14 protein-coding genes, 2 CRISPR repeat arrays and 1 riboswitch are annotated in these 22,447 nt (G+C 44.5%); of the genes, 8 read left to right on the top strand and 6 right to left on the bottom strand.

Annotated features, from left to right (window positions below; all coding sequences use genetic code 11):
* Nucleotides 1-20 precede the first annotated feature (20 nt).
* Nucleotides 21-734, bottom strand: coding sequence for a CRISPR-associated protein Cas6 (locus MLD56_RS06665; protein ID WP_239645160.1), 714 nt, complete (start codon nucleotides 732-734; stop codon nucleotides 21-23).
* A gap of 361 nt (nucleotides 735-1,095) precedes the next feature.
* A CRISPR array of direct repeats spans nucleotides 1,096-2,502; the repeat unit is 30 nt; unit sequence ATTTCAATACATCACATGTTGTGGTTAAAG.
* A 613-nt stretch (nucleotides 2,503-3,115) separates the two neighbouring features.
* Nucleotides 3,116-4,923: a CRISPR direct-repeat array (repeat unit 30 nt; unit sequence ATTTCAATACATCACATGTTGTGGTTAAAG).
* Between the two features lie 419 nt (nucleotides 4,924-5,342).
* Here MLD56_RS06665 and MLD56_RS06660 point away from each other — a divergent pair.
* The 6 genes from MLD56_RS06660 to MLD56_RS06635 all read left to right on the top strand — a co-directional run bounded on the left by MLD56_RS06660 (nucleotide 5,343) and on the right by MLD56_RS06635 (nucleotide 12,380).
* Nucleotides 5,343-6,050: a response regulator transcription factor gene (locus tag MLD56_RS06660; RefSeq protein ID WP_029516330.1), complete on the top strand. Its 708-nt coding sequence runs from the start codon at nucleotides 5,343-5,345 to the stop codon at nucleotides 6,048-6,050.
* Between the two features lies 1 nt (nucleotide 6,051).
* Complete coding sequence (locus MLD56_RS06655) at nucleotides 6,052-6,996, top strand: sensor histidine kinase (protein ID WP_049816929.1); 945 nt, start codon at nucleotides 6,052-6,054, stop codon at nucleotides 6,994-6,996.
* A 108-nt stretch (nucleotides 6,997-7,104) separates the two neighbouring features.
* Nucleotides 7,105-8,028 carry an ABC transporter ATP-binding protein gene (locus MLD56_RS06650; RefSeq protein ID WP_029516328.1) on the top strand — a complete coding sequence of 308 codons (924 nt, stop codon included), beginning with the start codon at nucleotides 7,105-7,107 and terminating at the stop codon, nucleotides 8,026-8,028.
* Complete coding sequence (locus MLD56_RS06645; RefSeq protein WP_029516327.1) at nucleotides 8,021-8,716, top strand: hypothetical protein; 696 nt, start codon at nucleotides 8,021-8,023, stop codon at nucleotides 8,714-8,716. The genes MLD56_RS06650 and MLD56_RS06645 overlap by 8 nt, the downstream gene beginning before the upstream one ends.
* 122 nt (nucleotides 8,717-8,838) lie before the next feature.
* Nucleotides 8,839-8,983, top strand: a riboswitch (FMN riboswitch).
* A 178-nt stretch (nucleotides 8,984-9,161) separates the two neighbouring features.
* Nucleotides 9,162-10,109 carry a DMT family transporter gene (locus MLD56_RS06640; protein ID WP_029516326.1) on the top strand — a complete coding sequence of 316 codons (948 nt, stop codon included), beginning with the start codon at nucleotides 9,162-9,164 and terminating at the stop codon, nucleotides 10,107-10,109.
* Between the two features lie 240 nt (nucleotides 10,110-10,349).
* On the top strand, nucleotides 10,350-12,380 hold the full coding sequence (locus MLD56_RS06635) for a methyl-accepting chemotaxis protein (protein ID WP_029516325.1): 2,031 nt from the start codon (nucleotides 10,350-10,352) through the stop codon (nucleotides 12,378-12,380).
* A 90-nt stretch (nucleotides 12,381-12,470) separates the two neighbouring features.
* Here MLD56_RS06635 and MLD56_RS06630 read toward each other — a convergent pair whose 3' ends face one another.
* Both MLD56_RS06630 and MLD56_RS06625 read right to left on the bottom strand, forming a co-directional pair.
* Entirely contained in the window at nucleotides 12,471-13,952 is a 1,482-nt protein-coding gene (locus MLD56_RS06630) for a carboxylesterase/lipase family protein (protein ID WP_029516324.1), read from the bottom strand.
* Between the two features lie 153 nt (nucleotides 13,953-14,105).
* Nucleotides 14,106-14,669: a GbsR/MarR family transcriptional regulator gene (locus MLD56_RS06625; protein ID WP_029516323.1), complete on the bottom strand. Its 564-nt coding sequence runs from the start codon at nucleotides 14,667-14,669 to the stop codon at nucleotides 14,106-14,108.
* Between the two features lie 515 nt (nucleotides 14,670-15,184).
* Between MLD56_RS06625 and MLD56_RS06620 the strand changes: the two genes are divergently transcribed.
* The gene (locus tag MLD56_RS06620; RefSeq protein ID WP_029516322.1) at nucleotides 15,185-16,408 is read left to right on the top strand and encodes a quaternary amine ABC transporter ATP-binding protein; all 1,224 of its coding nucleotides are present in this window, start codon (nucleotides 15,185-15,187) and stop codon (nucleotides 16,406-16,408) included.
* Nucleotides 16,383-18,980, top strand: coding sequence for a glycine betaine ABC transporter substrate-binding protein (locus MLD56_RS06615; protein ID WP_241113494.1), 2,598 nt, complete (start codon nucleotides 16,383-16,385; stop codon nucleotides 18,978-18,980). Before MLD56_RS06620 ends, MLD56_RS06615 begins: the two co-directional genes overlap by 26 nt.
* A gap of 97 nt (nucleotides 18,981-19,077) precedes the next feature.
* Here the strand turns inward: MLD56_RS06615 and MLD56_RS06610 are convergent, their stop codons facing one another.
* The 3 genes from MLD56_RS06610 to MLD56_RS06600 are packed head-to-tail and all read right to left on the bottom strand — an operon-like array spanning nucleotide 19,078 to nucleotide 22,275.
* Nucleotides 19,078-20,301, bottom strand: coding sequence for an ABC transporter permease (locus MLD56_RS06610; RefSeq protein ID WP_029516319.1), 1,224 nt, complete (start codon nucleotides 20,299-20,301; stop codon nucleotides 19,078-19,080).
* Nucleotide 20,302: 1 nt separating this feature from the next.
* On the bottom strand, nucleotides 20,303-21,667 hold the full coding sequence (locus MLD56_RS06605; RefSeq protein WP_241113493.1) for an HlyD family secretion protein: 1,365 nt from the start codon (nucleotides 21,665-21,667) through the stop codon (nucleotides 20,303-20,305).
* A 23-nt stretch (nucleotides 21,668-21,690) separates the two neighbouring features.
* Nucleotides 21,691-22,275: a TetR/AcrR family transcriptional regulator gene (locus MLD56_RS06600; protein ID WP_029516317.1), complete on the bottom strand. Its 585-nt coding sequence runs from the start codon at nucleotides 22,273-22,275 to the stop codon at nucleotides 21,691-21,693.
* Nucleotides 22,276-22,447: the final 172 nt, after the last annotated feature.

Here is a 22,447-nt window from a genome sequence, read left to right as displayed (position 1 = left end):
CCCTACGCCTCCTTTCCACGTTATTCCAGTCCTTTGGCGATACAAAAGCCTGCCCCAAGGATACTATTCTTTTCTGCCGCTCCTGAACCTAATACCACACTTGCTAACTTCTGTGAATATTCATCTTCTCTGACAAGCAAGCGCAGTTTATTACCTAATAGCTTACGTCCTTTATAGACCAAGGCAATCGGTTTATGGTTCAACACCTGAATCCCTTCGACAAAAGGTTGTTCCAATCGAACAGGCTGATCCGGGTATAAATGATTGTATTTTTTCTCCGCATTAGCATGAATCCGTTGCAGTAAAAGCTCCACACTCAGACTCGGCACCCACGGTTTGCCTTCAATCGTAACAATAGCAGGAGTAACGGTGGTAAGCTCGGTAATATGTGCCAGCTTCTTGGACTGTACAGGGGATGCGGCGATAAACTGGAAATACTCATCCTCCTGCAAAGCTTGCAATGCTGCGGATATTCGACGTAGCGTAAGCTCTACGGAGCTGTGAATCGTAATGACGTATACACGACCTTGTTTGTATACCCCCTCCTTTTCACGCGGAAAAGGCGACCCAAATGTATAGTGCTTGTAGTCCTTGTCGTAGTGCGTCTGCTTCAACGCTTCGTCCTTCAACCCAGCCCGACCAATCCAGGCTCCGATACGCTCCGGTATCTCCAGATGGTGAGATGATTGTTTAATTAACGTTGTTATGTGAATTTCATAATACAATACGTACACCTCCTGATCTGATATAAAGTATAGACCTCGCTCCATGATTTGTAAATATATTTCTCATTATAATTATATTTTTATAATAAAATGCAACGGTATTTAAATTGCTACACGTGCAGATTGTCCTTCCGGTCGCTGTTATCCGCGGATTTTCTGGATTTTCTGGATTGTATAAACCCTTCGAGGATTAAAATCGGAATAAAGATAGACGCTTACGCTTCTCCAGAACAATTCTTCCCTACTGCTTAGGACTCAGTACGAAATTGAAGGATAGCAACCAAAATAAATGACACGTACAATTTCTTATTTCGATACATCCATGTTGTGGTTTAAGAATGTCTACGATTCAAGCGCTGACTGCAACCCAATTTCAATACATCACATGTTGTGGTTAAAGAATTTAAACAGCTCCTAACGCCAGCTTCATATTTTCAATACATCACATGTTGTGGTTAAAGCATGCTGTGCGCTACCTGTGGCATTGACAATAGCAATTTCAATACATCACATGTTGTGGTTAAAGTTCCACGGCCTATGCATGTAGATGGACAAACGTAATTTCAATACACCACATGTTGTGGTTAAAGACTTTAATATAAACGATCCTGCTGTACCTGAATTCAATTTCAATACATCACATGTTGTGGTTAAAGACACAACAAAGATCAGGAACAACATAAAAATGTTGAATTTCAATACATCACATGTTGTGGTTAAAGTCGTTTCTGAAATAGTATTGCCTTCATTTGAACAAAATCTCAATACATCACATGTTGTGGTTAAAGGAGCTGATGGCATCATAAACAAAGTTACATTCACACCATTTCAATACATCACATGTTGTGGTTAAAGGCAGGGGTACAGCGTGGAAGAGATCCGCAGTTACTTATTTCAATACATCACATGTTGTGGTTAAAGGAGCTGATCCAGAGGGACCGGGAAGCGTCGAGGTATATTTCAATACATCACATGTTGTGGTTAAAGTTATGGATGAAGGTTCCCCCCGAGGGTCTATATATGCATTTCAATACATCACATGTTGTGGTTAAAGTGAAGAGTGTCGATATTAGTAAGTTAGTTTTAGAAGATTTCAATACATCACATGTTGTGGTTAAAGCTATGTATTTCTTGCAGGAGACACTTTGTATGCCGAATTTCAATACATCACATGTTGTGGTTAAAGACTGCGGCAAAGATCAGGTGGCTTGGAGCCGGGTTTATTTCAATACATCACATGTTGTGGTTAAAGGTTCCGAGGAGAGCATTACGACGTTTTCGAGCGTGATTTCAATACATCACATGTTGTGGTTAAAGACGATTTTGGCATTGGTTTTTGATGGCTTATTTTCATATTTCAATACATCACATGTTGTGGTTAAAGTCAATCGTGTGTTACACAGTTACAGAGTGCAGTTCATTTCAATACATCACATGTTGTGGTTAAAGTACCGAGGAGTTGCCGGAGGATGCGGACATGATGGTATTTCAATACATCACATGTTGTGGTTAAAGATGGTTGTTACAGCTAGGCATATGAAAATTTCGTCATTTCAATACATCACATGTTGTGGTTAAAGCTGATCGTGGGGATCGGAGAGCCAACGTTAAAAGATATTTCAATACATCACATGTTGTGGTTAAAGTTAAAATGACAACTGCTAACGTAAACGAGGATATTCATTTCAATACATCACATGTTGTGGTTAAAGGACGGAGCTTATACGAGAGAATCCGGTAGTGCTGCATTTCAATACATCACATGTTGTGGTTAAAGGCTAGTAAAATCAAGCTTTCCAAAATCGCAATGTCGTTATTTTACTACAGCCACAAGGGTTTCGCAATTCTTTCCCAACCGTAGGTCGCTTCTTGCCAAGTGCTAAGAAAAATAGCTGTATCCCTTGGTGATCTAAGGAGTTACCTCTTTCTAGCTCTTATAAGGTTGGGAAAAACATAGACCTTTGGTCTATGTTGAGATCGCTTACTTAAGAGTATAATGTAAATGCATCTAAAAAAAATAATGCGCATAATGAATAAAACACTTGTGTATTTAAATTTATATTTCTAGTTTTAAAATACTGAAACTAGACTATGACCATAACCTCCGATGTTTCTTTTACTTTTTGTTCGGAAATATTCTTACTAATGGCTATGAGCTACATTGTAATTGTGATTTTCTGAAGTCCTTTATATAAATCATGCTTTCAAAATTTGAGATTTAAAAAGTATTCTAAAACCCAAATGCATGCAAATGTCAAAAACCTCCTGACCACTTTAAGTGGCTTAGGAGGTTTTTTCAATAAAAAAGAATGGAGTTCATGGAAGGATGAAACTAAATAATTTTGATCGTTGAGCATCGAAAAAGCACTTTTGCAGAAACGAGGCCGAGTATTTTCAATACATTCCATGTTGTGGTTAAAGAGCTAACCCGAAAGCGGGTGAAGCCGTGTCACTCCTATTTCAATACATCACATGTTGTGGTTAAAGCATCGTAGGTACTGGCTTACGCCTCAACCCAGCCTTATTTCAATACATCACATGTTGTGGTTAAAGTTTTCCTAAATATAAGGAGGAAGTTTATACATGTATTTCAATACATCACATGTTGTGGTTAAAGATAATACTGCCTTACCGGGTTCGAATCTGTCCAAAAATTTCAATACATCACATGTTGTGGTTAAAGTAGAATTGATGAACAGCTAAGATGGGTGAAAATACATTTCAATACATCACATGTTGTGGTTAAAGGCGGACGTTTTACACGAAGCTTTCACGCAGATTTTCCGATTTCAATACATCACATGTTGTGGTTAAAGACAAATACGAAACACGGGCGCAAACACTTGAAAGATATTTCAATACATCACATGTTGTGGTTAAAGCACAGACTTCTCGACAGCGGGAGGGCGTCAAGCGTAATTTCAATACATCACATGTTGTGGTTAAAGCTCTATTCATGTCAAAGGAACCTCTTTGCTCAAAGATTTCAATACATCACATGTTGTGGTTAAAGGGGTCAGGCAATACGGGTGTGGTGTTCTCAGGCAAATTTCAATACATCACATGTTGTGGTTAAAGCTCTATTCATGTCAAAGGAACCTCTTTGCTCAAAGATTTCAATACATCACATGTTGTGGTTAAAGGGGTCAGGCAATACGGGTGTGGTGTTCTCAGGCAAATTTCAATACATCACATGTTGTGGTTAAAGTCCGTTGTCACAGATGCACCTGCGGGGGAATACCTGGATTTCAAACATCACATGTTGTGGTTAAAGCCATGGCCGCAACGATTACCGCAATAATCGTCATGAATTTCAATACATCACATGTTGTGGTTAAAGTTCCAAGCGTCCAGACCTTGCAGCCGATCCAGTACCATTTCAATACATCACATGTTGTGGTTAAAGGATCGGCCAGATACTTAGATCCTCCTGGACATTTTTATTTCAATACATCACATGTTGTGGTTAAAGAACAGACTTTCCGACATCGAGCGAACAATGTGCGTATTTCAATACATCACATGTTGTGGTTAAAGCAAATAATTTATGCATGGTGTTGCGTTTGAACAATAATTTCAATACATCACATGTTGTGGTTAAAGTGGTAAAGGTCAAGTAGTTGGCTATAAAAATACATAATTTCAATACATCACATGTTGTGGTTAAAGGTTTTACCTTTGCACTGCCCAAGCTCCGCGAATGTATTTCAATACATCACATGTTGTGGTTAAAGGCGATACGGTCGATACAAATATGCCTGCTTTGAGCGAATTTCAATACATCACATGTTGTGGTTAAAGTACAATTGTTTACAGTGAGAAAGGAGGATAGGAAAAATTTCAATACATCACATGTTGTGGTTAAAGAAGAGTATGGATCACAGAAGGAAATCCTTTATACAGATTTCAATACATCACATGTTGTGGTTAAAGTCTTGTTCGCTCTTGTCTCCAGATGCGGACACCACAATTTCAATACATCACATGTTGTGGTTAAAGTCGATTAGGAAGGTATTCTCTCAGTCCGGTAAACTGATTTCAATACATCACATGTTGTGGTTAAAGCTGGTTTTCGTTCAGACGGAGGGTGAGGACAGGGAGATTTCAATACATCACATGTTGTGGTTAAAGGCAACCACCCACCACCCACCAACTACCAACTAAAACGATTTCAATACATCACATGTTGTGGTTAAAGGCTAGTAGAATCAAGCTTTTCAGTTTTAATAATGTGCTTATTTTACTACAGCCACTAGGGTTTCGCAATTTTTTCCCAACCGTAGACCCCTCCCCTCAAATTGTAGAAAAAAACGTCTAAAACCCTTGCACCTCTAAGAAATTCCACGTCTCACCCTTTTAAGAGGTTGGGAAAAAATCACCTCCAACGCTTAATGAAATACCTTAATTTATTAGGAACATCATTGGATGTACACCGTGGAATTCATTCTTGAAATAAAGCCAATGCATCGGGAAAAACAGCCCTTTAACCCTCCTTCGAAAATTCCCCTATTCAAATTCTTTGGATATTTTTTATGGAAATCCCCTCCACTGCTCTATATAATTCAGGTACAGTTCGTCACACGAGCTTAATCTAAAAATTAGGGGTGTTCCACACCTATGCCACAGCATATTTTACTTATTGAAGACGATCTATCCATTGCCGAAATGCTACTTAAAGCACTCACTAAGGAAGGATACAGCCTAACCACTGCCTATGACGGGGAAGAGGGGCTTCTTGCCTTTGAACGTCATACCTATGATCTGGTACTGGTGGATTTGATGATGCCGAAGGTGGACGGTATGGAGGTGATTCGACGAATTCGTACCCATAGCGCCGTCCCGATTCTGATTATGTCAGCCAAGGACAGCGACGTGGATAAAGCGCTTGGACTGGGCTTTGGGGCAGACGATTATATTGCCAAACCTTTTTCAATGCTGGAAATGACCGCTCGTATTCAGTCCGCGATCCGCAGATCTACTACATATGCCCGTCAGCAACAGCAGGAGGAACAGCCGCAAGCACAAGTTTTGACCTACGGCAGTCTGTGCATTGATTTTGATCATTTTACAGTCATACGCAATGAAAACGAAATTCAGCTAACAGCCAAAGAATCCGATATTTTGAAGCTGTTTGTAGCCAATCCAAACCGGGTATTTACAAAAGCACAATTATACGGATTTATTTGGAAGGACGATTATATGGGCGACGAGAACGTGATTAACGTCCATATTCGCCGCCTGCGTGAGAAAATTGAAGAAGATCCCTCTCATCCTGTCCACATTAAAACGCTATGGGGCATTGGCTACAAATGGGAGAATGGCTGATATGAACATCGAAAACATTTCTGAATGGATTGTCGGTCTCATCATGTCAGTCGTTATAGTATGGCTTTGGCGGGAGCGTATGGCCAATAAGCGCAAAATAAGGGATATCCGAGCCCTACTAGAGCGAATAGTGACGGTGAATCATGCGGAAAAGCTGCTATATGTCACAGGTGACGTTGAACTGCAACGACTCATGACGGAAATTAATCGACTGCTGGACTTGAATCTCAGAGTGTCTGCAGATTACAACCGTAGCCAAATTGCTATGCGCAAAATGATTTCGAACATTTCACACGATCTCAAGACCCCGCTTACGGTTGTGCTTGGATATGCCGAGATGCTGGATGGCGATCCGACTATTTTGCCGGAAGAACGTATAAAGCTGCTATCCAAAATTCATCAAAAGACAAGCGAAGCGATTGAGTTGATCGGAAGCTTTTTTAATTTGGCGAAACTGGAAGCTAATGATACGGATATTCCGTTGACACGACTGGAAGTGGGAGAACTGTGCAGACGCAGCATTTTAGAGTTTTATGACCTGCTGACTGCACAGGGGTTTACTGTGCATATTGAGATCCCGGAGTACCCCATTCATGCCTTGGGGAACGAAGGAGCGATTGGGCGGGTGCTGAATAATCTGATCTCGAACGCCATTCGCTACGGGGCAGATGGACGGACGCTAGGCCTGACGCTGTCAGAACAGCAGGATACAGTGCGTATAGAGGTATGGGATCGTGGCAAAGGCATACAGGAATCTGAGCAAGATAAAGTTTTTGAACGTATGTACACACTGGAGGACTCCCGCAATAAGGCGGTACAAGGCAGCGGACTGGGCCTTACGATTGCCAAACGTCTGGTTGAAACGATGAACGGAGAAATTCAATTGACCAGTAGACCTTATGAGCGGACAGTCTTCTCTTTTACATTGAAGAAAATCAACTATTAATCGAACTCAACATACTCAACTTAATAAATTTGTAAGAATCACGAAAGAAAAATGAACATTTCGCCCTTTATCCTTGAATTATCAGCAGTATACGAAGGGAGAACACCCATGACTTACGTAATACGTACACATCAGTTGACCAAAGCCCTGAAGGGCAACGAAATTGTAGCAGGAGTCAGCATGAATGTGCGCAAGGGAGAAACCTATGGCTTTCTCGGCCCCAACGGGGCAGGCAAGACAACGATAATGAAAATGATTACGAATTTACTCAAGCCGACATCGGGTGAAATTGAATTATTCGGTGAAAAACTAACGCCAAAATCGTATCATCTGCTCGGACGGATGGGTTCGATTATTGAATACCCGATTTTTTATGACAGGCTGACGGCGCAGCAAAATCTGGAACTTCATTGTGAATACATGGGCTACTATAATAAGCAGGCTGTCCGAGATGCCCTGGAATTAGTAAACTTGCAGAATGCGGGTGACAAGTCGGTAAAAGACTTTTCACTGGGAATGAAACAGCGTCTCGGGATTGCCCGCGCTATTGCGACTAAGCCAGAGCTACTCATTTTGGATGAACCGATTAATGGTTTGGACCCCGTGGGAATCAAGGAAATCCGCCAACTATTCCACATGCTATGCAAGGAATATGGGATGACTCTGCTCGTGTCCAGTCATATTTTAGCGGAAATAGAGCAGATTGCGGATACGGTAGGCGTGATTAATCACGGAAGGCTGATTGAGGAAGTGTCGATGGAACAGGTGCGAGAAACCAATACGGAATACATCGAATTTACGACCAATGATTGTAAAAAGGCGGCCTACGTCCTCTCCCATCATCTGAATCTGAATAATATAAGGGTGCTCAATGAACAGAATATACGTATTTACGACTCAAATGTACCGCAGAAACAAATTACGAAGACGCTCATTTTAAATGATATAGAAGTGGATTCCATTCATCAGAAAAGCAGTACGCTAGAAGACTACTTTTTGCGGCTGTTAAACGGAGGTGATCTCCATGCTTAAATTGATGCAATTGGAGCTGAAAAAATTTCATCTGGCGGGTTATATCCGTTCAGCACTGATCGCCAATGCATGCATTCTTGGGTTGCTCTGTATCATCGCGCTGGACAGCCAAAGTACAGGAATACCCGAATTTACACAGTACACTCAGCTTCTCGATCTCATGGACATGCTGGTCAGAGCCACATTTATTGTGTTTGCCTCTGTTCTTCTGTGCCGCTTTATCGTAGGGGAATTTAAGTCCAAATCGATTACGATCCTGTTCATGTATCCGATTCACCGTCAGAAGCTGATGATCGCCAAGCTCTTGGTTGTGCTGCTGTTTACCTTCTTATCTATTATTATTTCGGAAATAATCATTACGGCTGCTATTCATCTGCTCAACCAGCTTGTCTTGATTGTACCCGATAACCTTACTCTTTCGATACTGGGTCAACAATCAGCACGGACGCTGATCAATGCCGTTGCTGCCAGCTTTATGGGACTGGTTCCGCTGTATATGGGGATGCGAAGATACTCTGTACCCACCACCATTGTGACCTCAATCCTGATTGTAGCATTGCTTTTCTCCAATAATAACGGCGCTACACTTAGCTCCATAGCCCCCGTGCAAATAGGCTTCTCTATACTGGGAATGCTTGTGGCTTATGCAGCGATTCGACGCATTGAGTATAAGGATATTACTTCATAGTATGTAACTTAGTAAAACGCTTTCGAAAAATAGATGAAAATCATTGTTAGATATACACACATTTTTCACTGGACTTCATTCTAAAACAGGTATATCCTATAGGAGAAATTAAAAAACGGAATAAGGATCTTCGGGGTAGGGTGAGATTCCCAACCGGCGGTATGGCTCATGGAGCTAAGCCCGCGACTCTGTATCTGGCAACAGGATACGGACTGATTTGGTGAGATGCCAAAGCCGACGGTAAAGTCCGGATGGAAGAAGATCGAAATATCAACATGCCGCGAAGTGGATGAATGCTGCGTTATGGGTTTTGCAGTAGCAGTAACTTCATTTAACTTGCATAAAGCGGCAAGTTTATTTGATCAACCCCCGTCTTGCATGGCCTTTCGCCATAGACGGGGGTTTTTGTGCCACCGGTCCTGTATTCGCAAGGAGCTAATTGAGTATGAGTCAATCTTCTACTGTACTAACATCCAAAGGTTTTGATCATAGCTCCCACATGAAAAGCGGTTTTTGGCTGGTCGCAATAGGAGCAGCCTTGTGGGGCGCTGATCCGCTGTTTCGTATTATTTTGCTAAAATCATTTACTTCAACACAAATTGTACTAATGGAGCATATGCTGCTTTTCCTTGCTCTGACACCGATGCTGTGGAAACATCGTGAGGAACTCAAAGCGGTACGGCTTCGTCAAGTTTTCGCTATTTTGTTCGTCTCGTGGGGCGGCTCAGCTCTGGCCAGCGTGATTTTTACCATGGCGCTCAGCAACGGTGATCTGAATGCTGTACTCTTACTCCAGAAGCTTCAACCATTGGTCGCTATTATTCTGGCCCGCGTTATATTGAAGGAAATGCTGCCGCGTCATTTTGGATTATTAATTGTCGTCGCTCTGTTCGGGACGTATCTTCTGACCTTCGGTTGGTCGCTCCCCTTCGGGCATGTTCGTGATTTTGTCCAGGTCGGTAGTCTACTTGCACTGGGTGCAGCGGTTCTGTGGGGCGGTTCGACAGTCATGGGAAGCTACTTGCTTCGTTCAATGAAATATGAAACGGTAACCTCCCTCCGCTTCATGGTGGCGCTCCCTCTGCTGATTGTCCTCACCTCTGTAGAGCATGCGCCATGGAATATGCCTGCCGGTACATGGGCAGGCGCAGCTGTGATTATCAACTTGCTATTGCAGGCATTGCTTCCAGGTCTTCTTAGCTTATTGCTGTATTACAAAGGCTTAAGTACGACCAAAGCGTCTTATGCTACGATGGCAGAATTGAGCTTTCCCATGGTGGGTGTCGTGATTAATTGGATCGCATTTCAGCAAATCGTTACTGTAGCGCAATTGACTGGTTTTATGCTCATCTGGATTACGCTCTTTATGATTTCACGTCAGCAAAAAAATTAACAGTTCAATGTCCCCTTCATGACTCACCCAAGCCAAATTGTGAAGATGCTTTTGCATCTCCGATTTGGCTTTTTATGTGTTCGCATTAATATTAATCATAGTTCTTTAGACCTGTTTTTCAAAAAAAGTGTCTAAAATATGCTACTATTTCTCGTTTCCCAATGATTACATCTATAAAATTCGTCGGTTTATGTCGAATAAAACAATGTAGTGATCATCAGACACAGAGGAGCAAGAACTATGACTAAAACAAAACAAACAGTTCCGTGGTGGAACAGGTTTCTCAAGCAGTTTTATTTAATGAGGACAAGATTAATAATATCTTTTTTAGCTGTGTTATTGATTCCGAGCGTACTTATCGGGTACTTTTCTTATCAGGGGGCTACGACACAACTCAGTCAGCAAATGGGCGGTTCCGTATACACGAATCTGTATCTGATCCGAAGCAATGTCAATCAGTATGTAGCGCCCATTATGAAAGATCTGGACGTGCTTACCACTGAAATCAATTCTGATTCCATCGGTACCAACCAAGAAGCCCTTCAGAAAAAGTTAGATGTTATCGTCAAGGCTCACCCCGAGCTAGATGCGGCGCTTCTCGGCAATGAGAAGGGGCAATACATACGTTCGCCGAAAAAACAGGAGTCCGATTATGATCCCAGGGAGAGAAAATGGTACAAAAACGCGATGCTGGAAAAGGGTAAAGTATTCGTCGGTGTTCCAGTTGCCAGCGTCACGACAGGGAATTTAGTCGTTAATATATCGGGAACGCTGGAGGACGGTGAAGGAGCTGTTGCCCTGGCTTTGAACCTGGACAAAATGAGTGAAAGTCTGCAGTCTGTTAAGATTGGTGAGCGCGGAGGACTCATTATTGTTGATTCTGAACATAAAGTTGTATCTGGGACTGGAACAGCTTTCAACAAGACAGGCAAAAAAGCGGCTGACGCCATAGAAGGACTTCCCGAAGTGGCGACAACCGTCGAAAATGATACTCCTTCCATGTCGCAAATTCAATTTATGAATCGAGATATGCTGGCCTTTACACTTAAGGACCCTCTCACCGGTTGGAGCATTGTCGCACTGTCGGATCTGGAGGATTATAGTGATGCAGCCCAACCAATTCTGAAACAAAGCCTGATTGTGATTGTTATTTCCATACTTGCCGCGGCGATCATCATTGTGCTTATGGTCCGCTCATTCTTAATTCCGCTGCGCAAGCTGCAAGCAGGAACACGCATCGTCCGTGACGGAAATCTGACCGAACGTGTTAATCTATCCAGCAAGGATGAGTTCGGCGAACTGGCACAGAATTTTGACCAGATGACGCATTCCTTGCATACGATGGTCTCAGAGGTCAACCAAACCTCCTCCCGACTTGCTTCCTCTTCCCTGATAATCAAGGAAAGCACAGAGCAAACGACGGAGTCCGTACAACATGTAGCGGAAACGGTTATGGAATCCGCGGAAAATGCAGCCACCAGCGCCGAGGCATCCGAGCAGACCGCTAATGCCGTTGAAGAAATGGCGAAGGGTGTCAGCACCATTGCCGAATCGGCAAGCTCCATCGTGGATTCAGCAGGACAAACCGAGCATGATGTGGCTCAAGGCAGTCAAATGATCAGTAGTGTACGGACCCAAATGGACCGTATTCTGGAGGCTGTCAGCCAAACGGCTAGCCTAATGGATGAGCTATCCCAGCTCTCGGACGATGCGAAGCAGATGAATACGGCTATTGCCGCCATTGCCAAGCAAACCAATTTGTTGTCTCTGAACGCGTCTATTGAAGCTTCCAGAGCTGGCGAAGCCGGGCGTGGATTTGCCGTAGTCGCTATAGAGGTACGCAAGCTGTCTGAGCAATCCAAGGAAAGCGCGGATTCCATCAGTCAGATTATTACTCAGATGCTCGATTTGATTCAACGCTCTACCGCTACCATGAACGGTAATGTTCGTAACCAGGTAGGTGAAGGTATGCGTATTAGCCAAGATGCAGAAGGTGCATTTACGAATATTGAGCGCTCTACTTCTCATATCGTGGAACAAATTCAAAGTGTGTCCGCTGCTGCTGAACAAATCTCAGCCAGTACAGAGGAAGTCTCCGCCACTGTTACCCATTTGGCAAGCCTGTCTCGCAATTCGGCGGACAGCTCGCAGACAACATCTGCTGCTGCTCAGGAACAAATGGCAGCTATGGAGGAAATTGCCTCTTCGTCACAGGAGTTGTCCAACATGGCGCAGGATTTGCAACAGCTGGTTAAGCGATTTAAGATTTAACTTACTACTAACAAAAGCCTTCGTCCGTATACAAATTACGGGCGAAGGCTTTTTACATTTGAGTTCTTGATATGCTCTCTCTCTTGTTACTTATAGGGTCATCTGACCGGTTAAATGACGGCGTCTATCTCCTTCAGGGTCGTGCTCCACCTTAATATTCTGATGGAAAATAGCTGTAGTCCGCTCTTCTCTGTCGTACATCGGCCAAGCCCCCTCGGACAGCACTGGCTTCCCATCACGTGCAAAAGCAACCCATGCCTGCTGCATATCTTGAGCCAGCTTCTGCATCGAAGGTTGAATCTCTAATCCAAGCTTATCTAGCAGCTCCAGATTATCGAAAACAAACGCAATCTCTGCACCGTGAACCGCTTGTCCAAAGGTAGGATGCCCCGGCAATGTCCAATCAAAACGATACATCCATACAGGCGCATGCGCCGACTGTGCAACAGCAAGAGCCAACGCAGGACGCCAAAAAAATAGATCGGTCAACATTTGCGCCTGTCCCTCAATCGTAACCGGAAAAGGTTCTATCAGGTCGCCGATGTCTGACATGCCCGTCATCATTTCCAATGCCTGTCTCGCTGTCGACTTGTTCATTAGATGGGATTCTTTTCGGATGAAATAGCCCCCCTCATGCAAGTTCGTTCCAATCAAAACGGAAACCTGCTTTGCTGAACCTTGCGCGATTGCAGACAGGGGTACATCTGGCAAGGTCACACCGTCCACAACGGGTTGATAGATCATCGCCATCCCTGGTCCGATGACTTCATGCGTCTTCGCCATCGCTAGCATCAGCGCATCTGTCGGCAGGCTAAACAACCTCTCTGGATGCTGAGTGTCCACACCCAGCTGCTGTAGATACACAGCCGTCACTTGCTCGGCCTGTGAAGTTGGCAATATCTGCGACGCACCGCTCTGCAAAATTGCACGCTGGAACAGTCCTTTAGCTGCTGGCATCGCCAATAAAGCGGCAATACTCATCGCGCCTGCTGATTCACCGAACACCGTCACTTCGTCCGGATTGCCGCCAAAGGCAGAGATGTGATCCCTAACCCATTCCAGCGCAGCGATCTGATCCAGTAGTCCCGCATTAGAGGTCAGGCCATCTCCCTTTGGAGTCAGATGCAAAAATCCTAACGGCCCCAATCGATAATTGATCGTAACAACCACAACATCGCCATTCTTCGCCATGCGTTCCCCGTCATATAAAGGTATAATCCCGGACCCCGTGATAAAGGCACCGCCATGAACCCACACCATCACTGGACGTCCCTTCTCAGGAGTCTTCGAAGCAGGTGTCCAAACGTTCAGGTATAAGCAATCCTCTGACTGCTTAGGCGGTTCCACCAGATTTCCAGTCATACTTTCAGCGGATGGCATAGGTTGCGGACAGATTGGCCCAAAACTCGTCGCAGCCCGCACACCCTCCCAAGACTCCAAAGGCTGGGGCGCGTGAAAACGTAGTTTTCCAACAGGAGGCTGTGCATATGGGATACCTTTCCACACATGATATCCATTTCCCGTTTCCCCACGTAATTGACCTAAACGAGTATGTACCGTAATACTTTCCATTATGAAGCCCCCTTTATTTCGTATGTTCAACACAACGGTATAATATCAATCTTTACATATCTCTATTATACCCTTTGCACACGGCCAAACCAAAAAATACCGGAAGCACTTTTGCGCTCCGGCATTTTTATAAACAAGATAGGGAAATAGCGATTAATCCCGAACTTCTTCTTTTGGAATCAGCTTGTAAATTTCTTCGCTTTCCATAGAGTCAATTAGTCGATCTAGCCACTTGTAATAAGCGACGGCCTGCTTCATCTTCAAACGATCTTGCTGAAGAATCGCCTTAAATTCCTCGTACTCTTCACCCTGATTCATCAATTTGTCCAGCTCATCAATGGCTTTGCGCAGTACCAGTAAATTTGTTTCTACCGCTTTTCTCCATTTAATAGCGAAGAAGTCAGTGAAGGTTTGATGCCAGTCATATTCGACTTCATACAAGTCTTTGCGTGAGCCCTTGCTCCATACCTTATTTACCATTTTCAGATCCAATAATGTTCGAACTCCTGTACTCATGCTCGTTTTGCTCATTTCCATTTCACGGCCCATCTCGTCCAGCGTCATCGGTTTATCCGCAAAAAAAAGCAAACCGTATAAATGCCCCGCAGACAAAGTAATCCCATACAGGTCCATGTTTTTACCTATAGCTTCTATGACACGTTTGCGAATTTTTTGCAGCGAAGCCTGCTGCTCATCACCTAACTGGTACAAGCTCATGCTTGCAACCTCCTAATTTTAGAGCATTTTGCACAACCTAGTATGAACGATTTACCCGTAAAAGATTAGCTTTGACGCAATATATGAAATCTTTCAACAATAAATGAAATGTTTCAAAAGCAAAGCTTCTGTCTATATTACAACAGCATGGGTCGTTCAAAATCATAATTCGCAAAATTGCTAATGATAGTAAACTTTTTAAATTATGGATATACATAAATCTTTTTCTTATGGTTATATTTCATTGTCTATTTTAAAAAAAGCACTATCGGTTGTAAAGTTCCGAATGTTTGAGCATTCTATAGAACGAAGGAGCATATCGAAGGAAACTTTGTACAGTTTTTTCTGTACGTACTTTATGAACAGTTTTTTTGTTTGAAATGTAAGCAATGCTTCTGTTACAATTAATTTTGTCATTAACCGTTCAGGATGTTCAGAATTATGATTTTTATACTCAATCCTTAATGCAACATGGGGTTAATACCAAGCAAAGTATAGAAAGAAGAGGTGTATGTATGACGATTTTGGAAGTCAAAAATGTCAGCAAACTCTTTGGTCCTCACGCAGAGCAAGGTGTTCCGCTCCTGGAGCAAGGCTGGGGCAAGGAAAAGTTGGCCAAAGAAAAACAGATTACTGTTGGTGTCAATAAGGCCAACATGGAAATTAAGCAAGGTGAAATTTTCGTAATTATGGGGCTATCGGGCAGTGGCAAGTCCACTTTGGTGCGAATGCTAAATCGCTTGATTGAGCCTACCTCCGGTGAAATTCTGGTCCACGGCAAAGATCTCCGTAAGATGAACAAAGAACAACTTCGCGAAGTTCGTCGTAAAACCATCAGCATGGTTTTTCAAAAATTCGCTCTGTTCCCACATCGGACTGTATTAGAAAATGTAGAATATGGTCTTGAAATTCAAAAGGTAGAAAAAGCACAGCGTCAGGAAAAAGCGCAACAAGCGCTGGAACTGGTTGGTCTTAAAAACTGGGGCGATAAAATGCCCGATGAATTGAGTGGCGGCATGCAGCAGCGTGTCGGTCTGGCACGGGCGCTGGCTAATGATCCTGAAGTGCTCCTGATGGATGAAGCGTTCAGTGCATTGGACCCGCTCATTCGCCGTGACATGCAGGATGAGCTGTTGGAGCTTCAGGATAAAATGAAGAAAACCATTGTGTTTATCACCCATGATCTGGATGAAGCGTTGCGGATTGGTGACCGGATTGCATTGATGCGAGACGGTGCGGTCGTACAAATCGGTACACCGGAAGAAATTATGATCCAACCGGCTAACTCTTACGTAGCCCGCTTCGTCGAGGATGTGGATCTGTCCAAGGTATTGACGGCTGCTCATGTCATGCTTCGTCCAGAAACCATCACCATGGATCGTGGTCCGCGTGTGGCTCTGGAATTGATGCGAGAGCGTGGGATTTCCAATTTGTTCGTCATTGACCGCACCAAAAAGCTACTGGGTGTTATTAACGCCGAGGATGCTGTTCATGCACTGCGCAATAATTTGAAGATTGAAGATATTTTGATCACGGACGGACCGCAGGTTGCTGCCGAGACTGTCATTAATGATTTATTTGAAATTACAAGCTCATCCAAAGTGCCGCTGGCTGTGGTCGATGATAAGCAGAAACTGCTAGGCGTTATCGTCCGCGGAGCATTGCTCGGCGCACTTGGTGGAGATGTTACTACTACGAAGGAGGTGAATGCCCATGATACCGAAACTGCCAATCGCTGAGTGGATTCAAGCCATTGTCGACTGGATGGGTATTCATCTGGCTGGATTGTTTAATGTTATTTCTTCCATTATAGAAGCTGTAGTAGGCTTTTTCTCAGGCCTGTTCATGCTTCCGCACCCTCTGGTGTTCATCGTGATCATCGGGATCATCGCCTTTATGATCGGGCGGGTTCAGCTTACGCTATTTACTGTCATCGGCTTCCTGCTGATTGATAATCTTGGTTATTGGAGTGAAACAATGAATACGCTCGGACTGGTCATCACGTCTGCGCTCGTATCCATTGTTATCGGGATTCCCATCGGGATCTGGTGTGCATACAGTAAATCGGCATCACGCATTATCACGCCTTTACTTGACTTTATGCAGACGATGCCTGCGTTCGTGTACTTGCTCCCAGCGGTTACCTTTTTCAGCCTGGGTGTTGTGCCGGGTGTTATCGCATCTGTTATCTTTGCTATCCCCCCAACCATTCGCATGACCAACTTGGGGATTATGCAAGTATCGGGTGAGCTGATCGAAGCATCAGACGCTTTTGGTTCAACATCTGCGCAAAAGCTGTTCAAAGTTCAGCTTCCACTTGCATTGCCTACCTTAATGGCTGGTATTAACCAGACGATTATGCTGTCACTGTCTATGGTTGTCATTGCTTCCATGATCGGTGCGGAAGGCATCGGTGCTGTTGTGTACCGTGCTGTGACACAGCTGCAAATCGGTAAAGGTTTTGAAGCCGGCTTAGCTGTTGTCGTTCTGGCTATTGTGCTTGACCGTTTTACGCAAAACCTGTTTAAACCTACGCAAAAAGGCAAAAGCCGCGTATCCAGCAAGCAAAAAGTATGGATTACTTCTGCAGTTACAGCTGTCATTTTGATCGCTGGTGCATCCCAATATTTTGTGGGTACAGATCATTCCGCATCTGGCAAAGGTAACGCTGCTGCCAACCCGGTTGGCGAAGAAGTCGGTTACAAAATTATCGGTATTGATGCCGGGGCAGGCATTATGAAATCGACTGCCAAAGCAATTCAAGACTACAATTTGTCTGATTGGAAGCTGGTTGAAGGTTCCGGTGCAGCTATGACGGCCACACTGGACAAAGCCATTAAAGCGAAAAAACCGATCATTATTACAGGTTGGACTCCACACTGGATGTTCAACAAGTATGATCTCAAATATTTGGAAGACCCTAAGAAGTCTTATGGTGAAGCCGAGGGGATTCATACGATTGCCCGTAAAGGCTTGCAGCAGGATGCTCCTATCGCTTATGAGTTTCTAAAACGTTTCAAATGGACACCAGAAGATATGGGTGAAATGATGGTCGCCATTCAAGCCGGAACCAGTCCTGAGCAAGCTGCCAAGGATTGGGCGGAGAAACATGCCGACAAGGTTCAGGAATGGACTCAAGGACTGCAACCTGTCAATGGTGACACCTTCAAGCTAAGTTATGTGGCTTGGGATTCTGAAATTGCCAGCACCAATTTGCTAAGTTATATTTTGGAGAACAAACTGGGTTACAAAGTAACCGCACTTCAAGTTGAAGCAGGTCCTATGTGGACGGGTGTCGCTAGTGGTGATGTAGATGCTTCACCGGCTGCATGGCTGCCGTTAACACATGCGGATTACTGGGCTAAATACAAGGATAAGCTCGACGATCTTGGGGCTAATATGAGCGGTGTTAAAACCGGATTGGTCGTTCCAGCTTACATGGATGTTAAATCGATTACTGATTTGCAGGATAACGGAGCCGAAGCGGCTCCGGCTTCCGCCACAACTGGGGACTTTGGCAAAGAGGTCGGCTACCGCATTGTCGGTACCGACCCTGGCGCCGGACTAATGAAGCTGACCGCTAAAGCTATGAATGACTATGGCTTATCCGACTGGAAGCTGCTTGAAAGCTCTGGAGCTGCTATGACTGCTACACTGGATAAAGCTATCAAAGCCAAGCAGCCTATCGTCGTAACAGGTTGGACTCCTCACTGGATGTTTAATAAATATGATTTGAAATACTTGAAAGATCCTAAAAAGGCGTACGGTGATAAGGAAGAAATTCATACAATCGCCCGCAAAGGCTTGAAGCAGGATGCTCCTGTGGCTTATGAATTTCTAAGCCGATTTAAGTGGACTGCTGAAGATATGGGTGAAGTGATGATCGCGATTCAGGACGGTACTGCCCCACAGCAGGCTGCCAAGAATTGGGCTGATAAACATCCTGACAAGGTTCAGGAATGGATCAAGGGTCTGCAGCCCGTCAACGGCGATCCTTTGAAGCTAAGCTACGCTGCTTGGGATTCTGAAATTGCCAGTACGAACGTATTGAAATATGTATTGGAACAAAAATTGGGCTATAAAGTAACAGCTCTGCAAGTGGAAATCGGCCCGATGTGGACTGGCGTGGCCAGCGGAAGTGTAGATGCTACCGCAGCCGCTTGGCTTCCATTGACGCATGCTGATTATTGGGCTCAATACAAGGATAAGGTGGATGACATCGGAACCAGCATGACTGGCGTTATGTCCGGACTTGTCGTTCCATCCTATGTGCCGATTGATTCTATCGAGGATCTTCAGCCGCCGCAATAATATTTTTTCTGCTTTTAAACCATACGAACAAGCAAAAGGCAGATCAGGGTTTACTCCTGATCTGCCTTTTTGTGATATCCAATATTTAGAGTTGCTCTCAGCCTTTTAGCGTGAATCCTTCTTGAGCGGACACATCGGCATGCTGCTCTGTCGTCTGGTGCTGTCTAAAGAATAACGGATAGATCGCGAAAGACACCAGCAGACTTACACAACCAATGACGCCTAGAGCAATCATATCTTTGAAGATGTATGTGATATCCAGTCCTTTGAGCGTGATGTTCCGTACAGCATCCAGGTAATACGTCAGTGGCAATATCTCAGCAAGCCCCCGCAAGAAGCCGGGCATTGCCTCTAATGGCCACGTATAGCCTGACAGCATAAAGGAAGGAACAGCAATCAGCATCAGAGTTTGGGTCGCATCTACTCTGGTTTTGGAAAAGAGACTGAACAGGAAGCCTAATCCGCACAAGGCAAAGTTAAAAACCAGCGACACTAAAATCAACGGCAATACCTGTCCCCTAAACGGAATATCGAAGCATAAAGCGCTGATACTGAATACAGTCAGCACATTGAAAGCTCCCGCTGCATAATACGGTGCCAGTTTGGCAATAGCCAAACGCCAAGGGGTATTTCTCCATGCGCCAAATCTCCCCCAAGTCCCTGCTTCCTTATCACGCGTGCAGGACAACGCGATACCAAGCAGCAAACACTGCTGGAGAGCCGCAGAGATAACCCCTAGGGGCATGAAAAGCTTATAATCATATACCGGGTTAAATAGCACTCTGGATCGGAACGGGATGGTAGTCAGCGTCGATGCGGCCTGATCGGCGTTCATTCCCTTTTGTTTCATGGAATTGACTGATACTCCGGCACTCACGCTACTAATAACCTGATTCGCAATCCGACTGGCACTATTGGAATACATCATATTACTGCCGTCAATCAGCGTGAGCACGGGTGGATTCTCCCCATGCTTAAGCCGAGTAGTAAAGTTGTCGGGAATGACGATTCCGACCTTAGCTTCTCCAGTCTCTACTTGACGGACTACATCATCCTGATTGTTTGCTTGCCGTGTAACGGCAAATGAATCGGTCGAATCAAACGCCTGAATGATCTGGCGACTGAGTTGCGAATTATCTCCGTCGTACACGGTGACAGGCATCTCGGTAATCCGCTGATGTGAATATAGGAAGCCGAATAGTATCGTATACACAATCGGCGTAATCAGCAGAATAGCCATAAAGCGGCGGTCCCGGAAGATGCTCAGCCATTCCTCACGAAACACATCGCGGATACGAAGTCTTTCCTGTGAATCCTGCATATTACTGCGCCCCTTTGCCTGTAAACAGAACCGTGGAGCCTGTTGGAACCGATGCAGCAAGGTCTGGCAATGCTACTTTAACACCGAAGGAACGGACATCCTTGTCACCGGAGCTTTGGCTCGGTTTTTGAATGGCAAAGTCAGCAGCCGATTCTAACAGAATGACTTTACCCTTCAGCTCCTTACCGCCAGACAGCAATTTAATTTGGACTGTATCCCCTGCTTGAAGACCGTTCAGAGACGTTTCAGGTACATAGAATTTAGCCCAACGTTGTGTCGAAGTTTCAATGGTATAAACCGGGAACCCTGCACTAGCCATTTCACCTAAGCTAAGCGACTTGGATTTTACGATTCCATCCTCGGACGCACGCAGCGTAGTGTAGCTCAAATAGGTCTGAGCCTCTTGAAGTGCGGCTTCCGCTTGGGCTACCTGTGCATTGGCACCTGCAACCGCAGATTGAGCCTGCTCAACTGTGGATTGCGCCGCCTTCACCGCAGATTGCGCTTGTTCTACCGAAGCCTGAGCGGCTTTGACATCTTCCTGTTGCAGAGCAACTTTGCCCGCTCCTGCCTGTGCTTCCTTCACCGCAGCCAAGGCTTGACGGTATTGAGCTTCAGCCGCCGTAATTTCCTCCTTGCGGCTTCCCTCCCGTGCCATATCCAATTTTTGTGACTCTGCATTATACTTGGCCACTGCCTGTTGATGTTCCAATGTCGCTTGATCCAAAGATGCCTGGGTTGCTGCACCGGCTTCTTGAAGCTTTTTGGCACGCTCCAGATTTTTAACGGTCAGGTCCAGCGTTTCCTTGGCTACCTTCACAGATACTTGCAATTGCTCAAGCTCCTGTGGTCTTGCCCCGCTCTTGAGGGCATCCAGTTTTGCCAAGGCGGCGTTCGCAGCCGCTTTGGCCTGTTCAATCTGGCTGGAGGAAGCCTCTGCGGTCACACTGACCGATGTCGTGCCTTGGCTTTTCTTGGCCTGAGCAGCACTCACAGTAGCCTGTGCCTGGCCTACGCCTGCTTGAGCCTGCAACACTCCAGCTTTTGCTTTGGATACATTACTCTTGGCTGCCAGCAATGCCGCCTGTGCCTGCTTCACCTTATCTTGCAACTCGCGACTTTCCAGATGGGCTAACACCTGCCCTTTTTTAACCTGATCGCCTTCTTTGACGAGCATCTGGTCAATCCGTCCTGCCATTTTAAAGCTGGCATTGAGGGTATCCGACTCCACATAAGCCGTAGGAATGGAAGAAGACTGATCCGCAGACAAGCTGCTTCCACCCCGTGGAAGAGCAGTTAAGGCATATATCCCAACCGCGATTAAAATAATAAGTACGACATAAATCGTATATTTTTTAGCTTTCATGTTTTCATCACTCCATCTGTATATTAATGTTGCATGCCCAATGCATTACACACAAAAACTTCAATGCTTTCACGAGCCTCTTGCAGATTCATCGTTTCGCCCCAAACCATTGACCTCATTGGTGCAAAAATGTAAATCCCAAATAAGCAATTGGCTGTTGTTTTGGCATCCAGCTTACTTGAAATTTTCCCATGAAACTTGCCGGAATCGATCTCTGCCTCCATAAAATCAAAATAGTCAGCCAGCACCTGCCTAATATTAAAATGCTGCTCTTGCGAAACCCAGCCCTTACTGACCAATAGACGGCAAAAGTCCGGTTCTCTCACAATAAACTCAATATGTACTTGGATCAGCTTGCGAATCCTAAGCTCCACCTGATCTTTAGGCGTATGAGCCATTGCTTCATGGATATCCCGGACAAAACGCTCCATCCCCATCTTCAAAATGTAAATGTACAATTCTTGCTTGTTTTTAAAATTGTAATACAGGGTTCCTTTGGCTATGCCACAAACTTTGGCAATTTCCTCCATATTTGTTTCATTAAATCCTCGTTCAGAAAAAGCTTTGAGTGCGCCGTTAAAAATAATTTCCTTTGTCTGCTGTTTCATGCTTCCTCCTTTTTTGAACTGACCGTCCAGTACAAAAATTATGTATTTATTATAAGCCCATTTTTAGTTATCCAGCAATAGGAAAAATGAAAATATTCCATTTTAGACAATTCGTCTAAACGCTTATTCTAAAAGTGAAAATGCAAAAACGGATCGAATAAGTGAGGGGGTC

Source organism: Paenibacillus peoriae (assembly GCF_022531965.1).
Classification (GTDB): domain Bacteria; phylum Bacillota; class Bacilli; order Paenibacillales; family Paenibacillaceae; genus Paenibacillus; species Paenibacillus polymyxa_D.
This window is presented reverse-complemented; position numbering and strand designations above follow the sequence as displayed.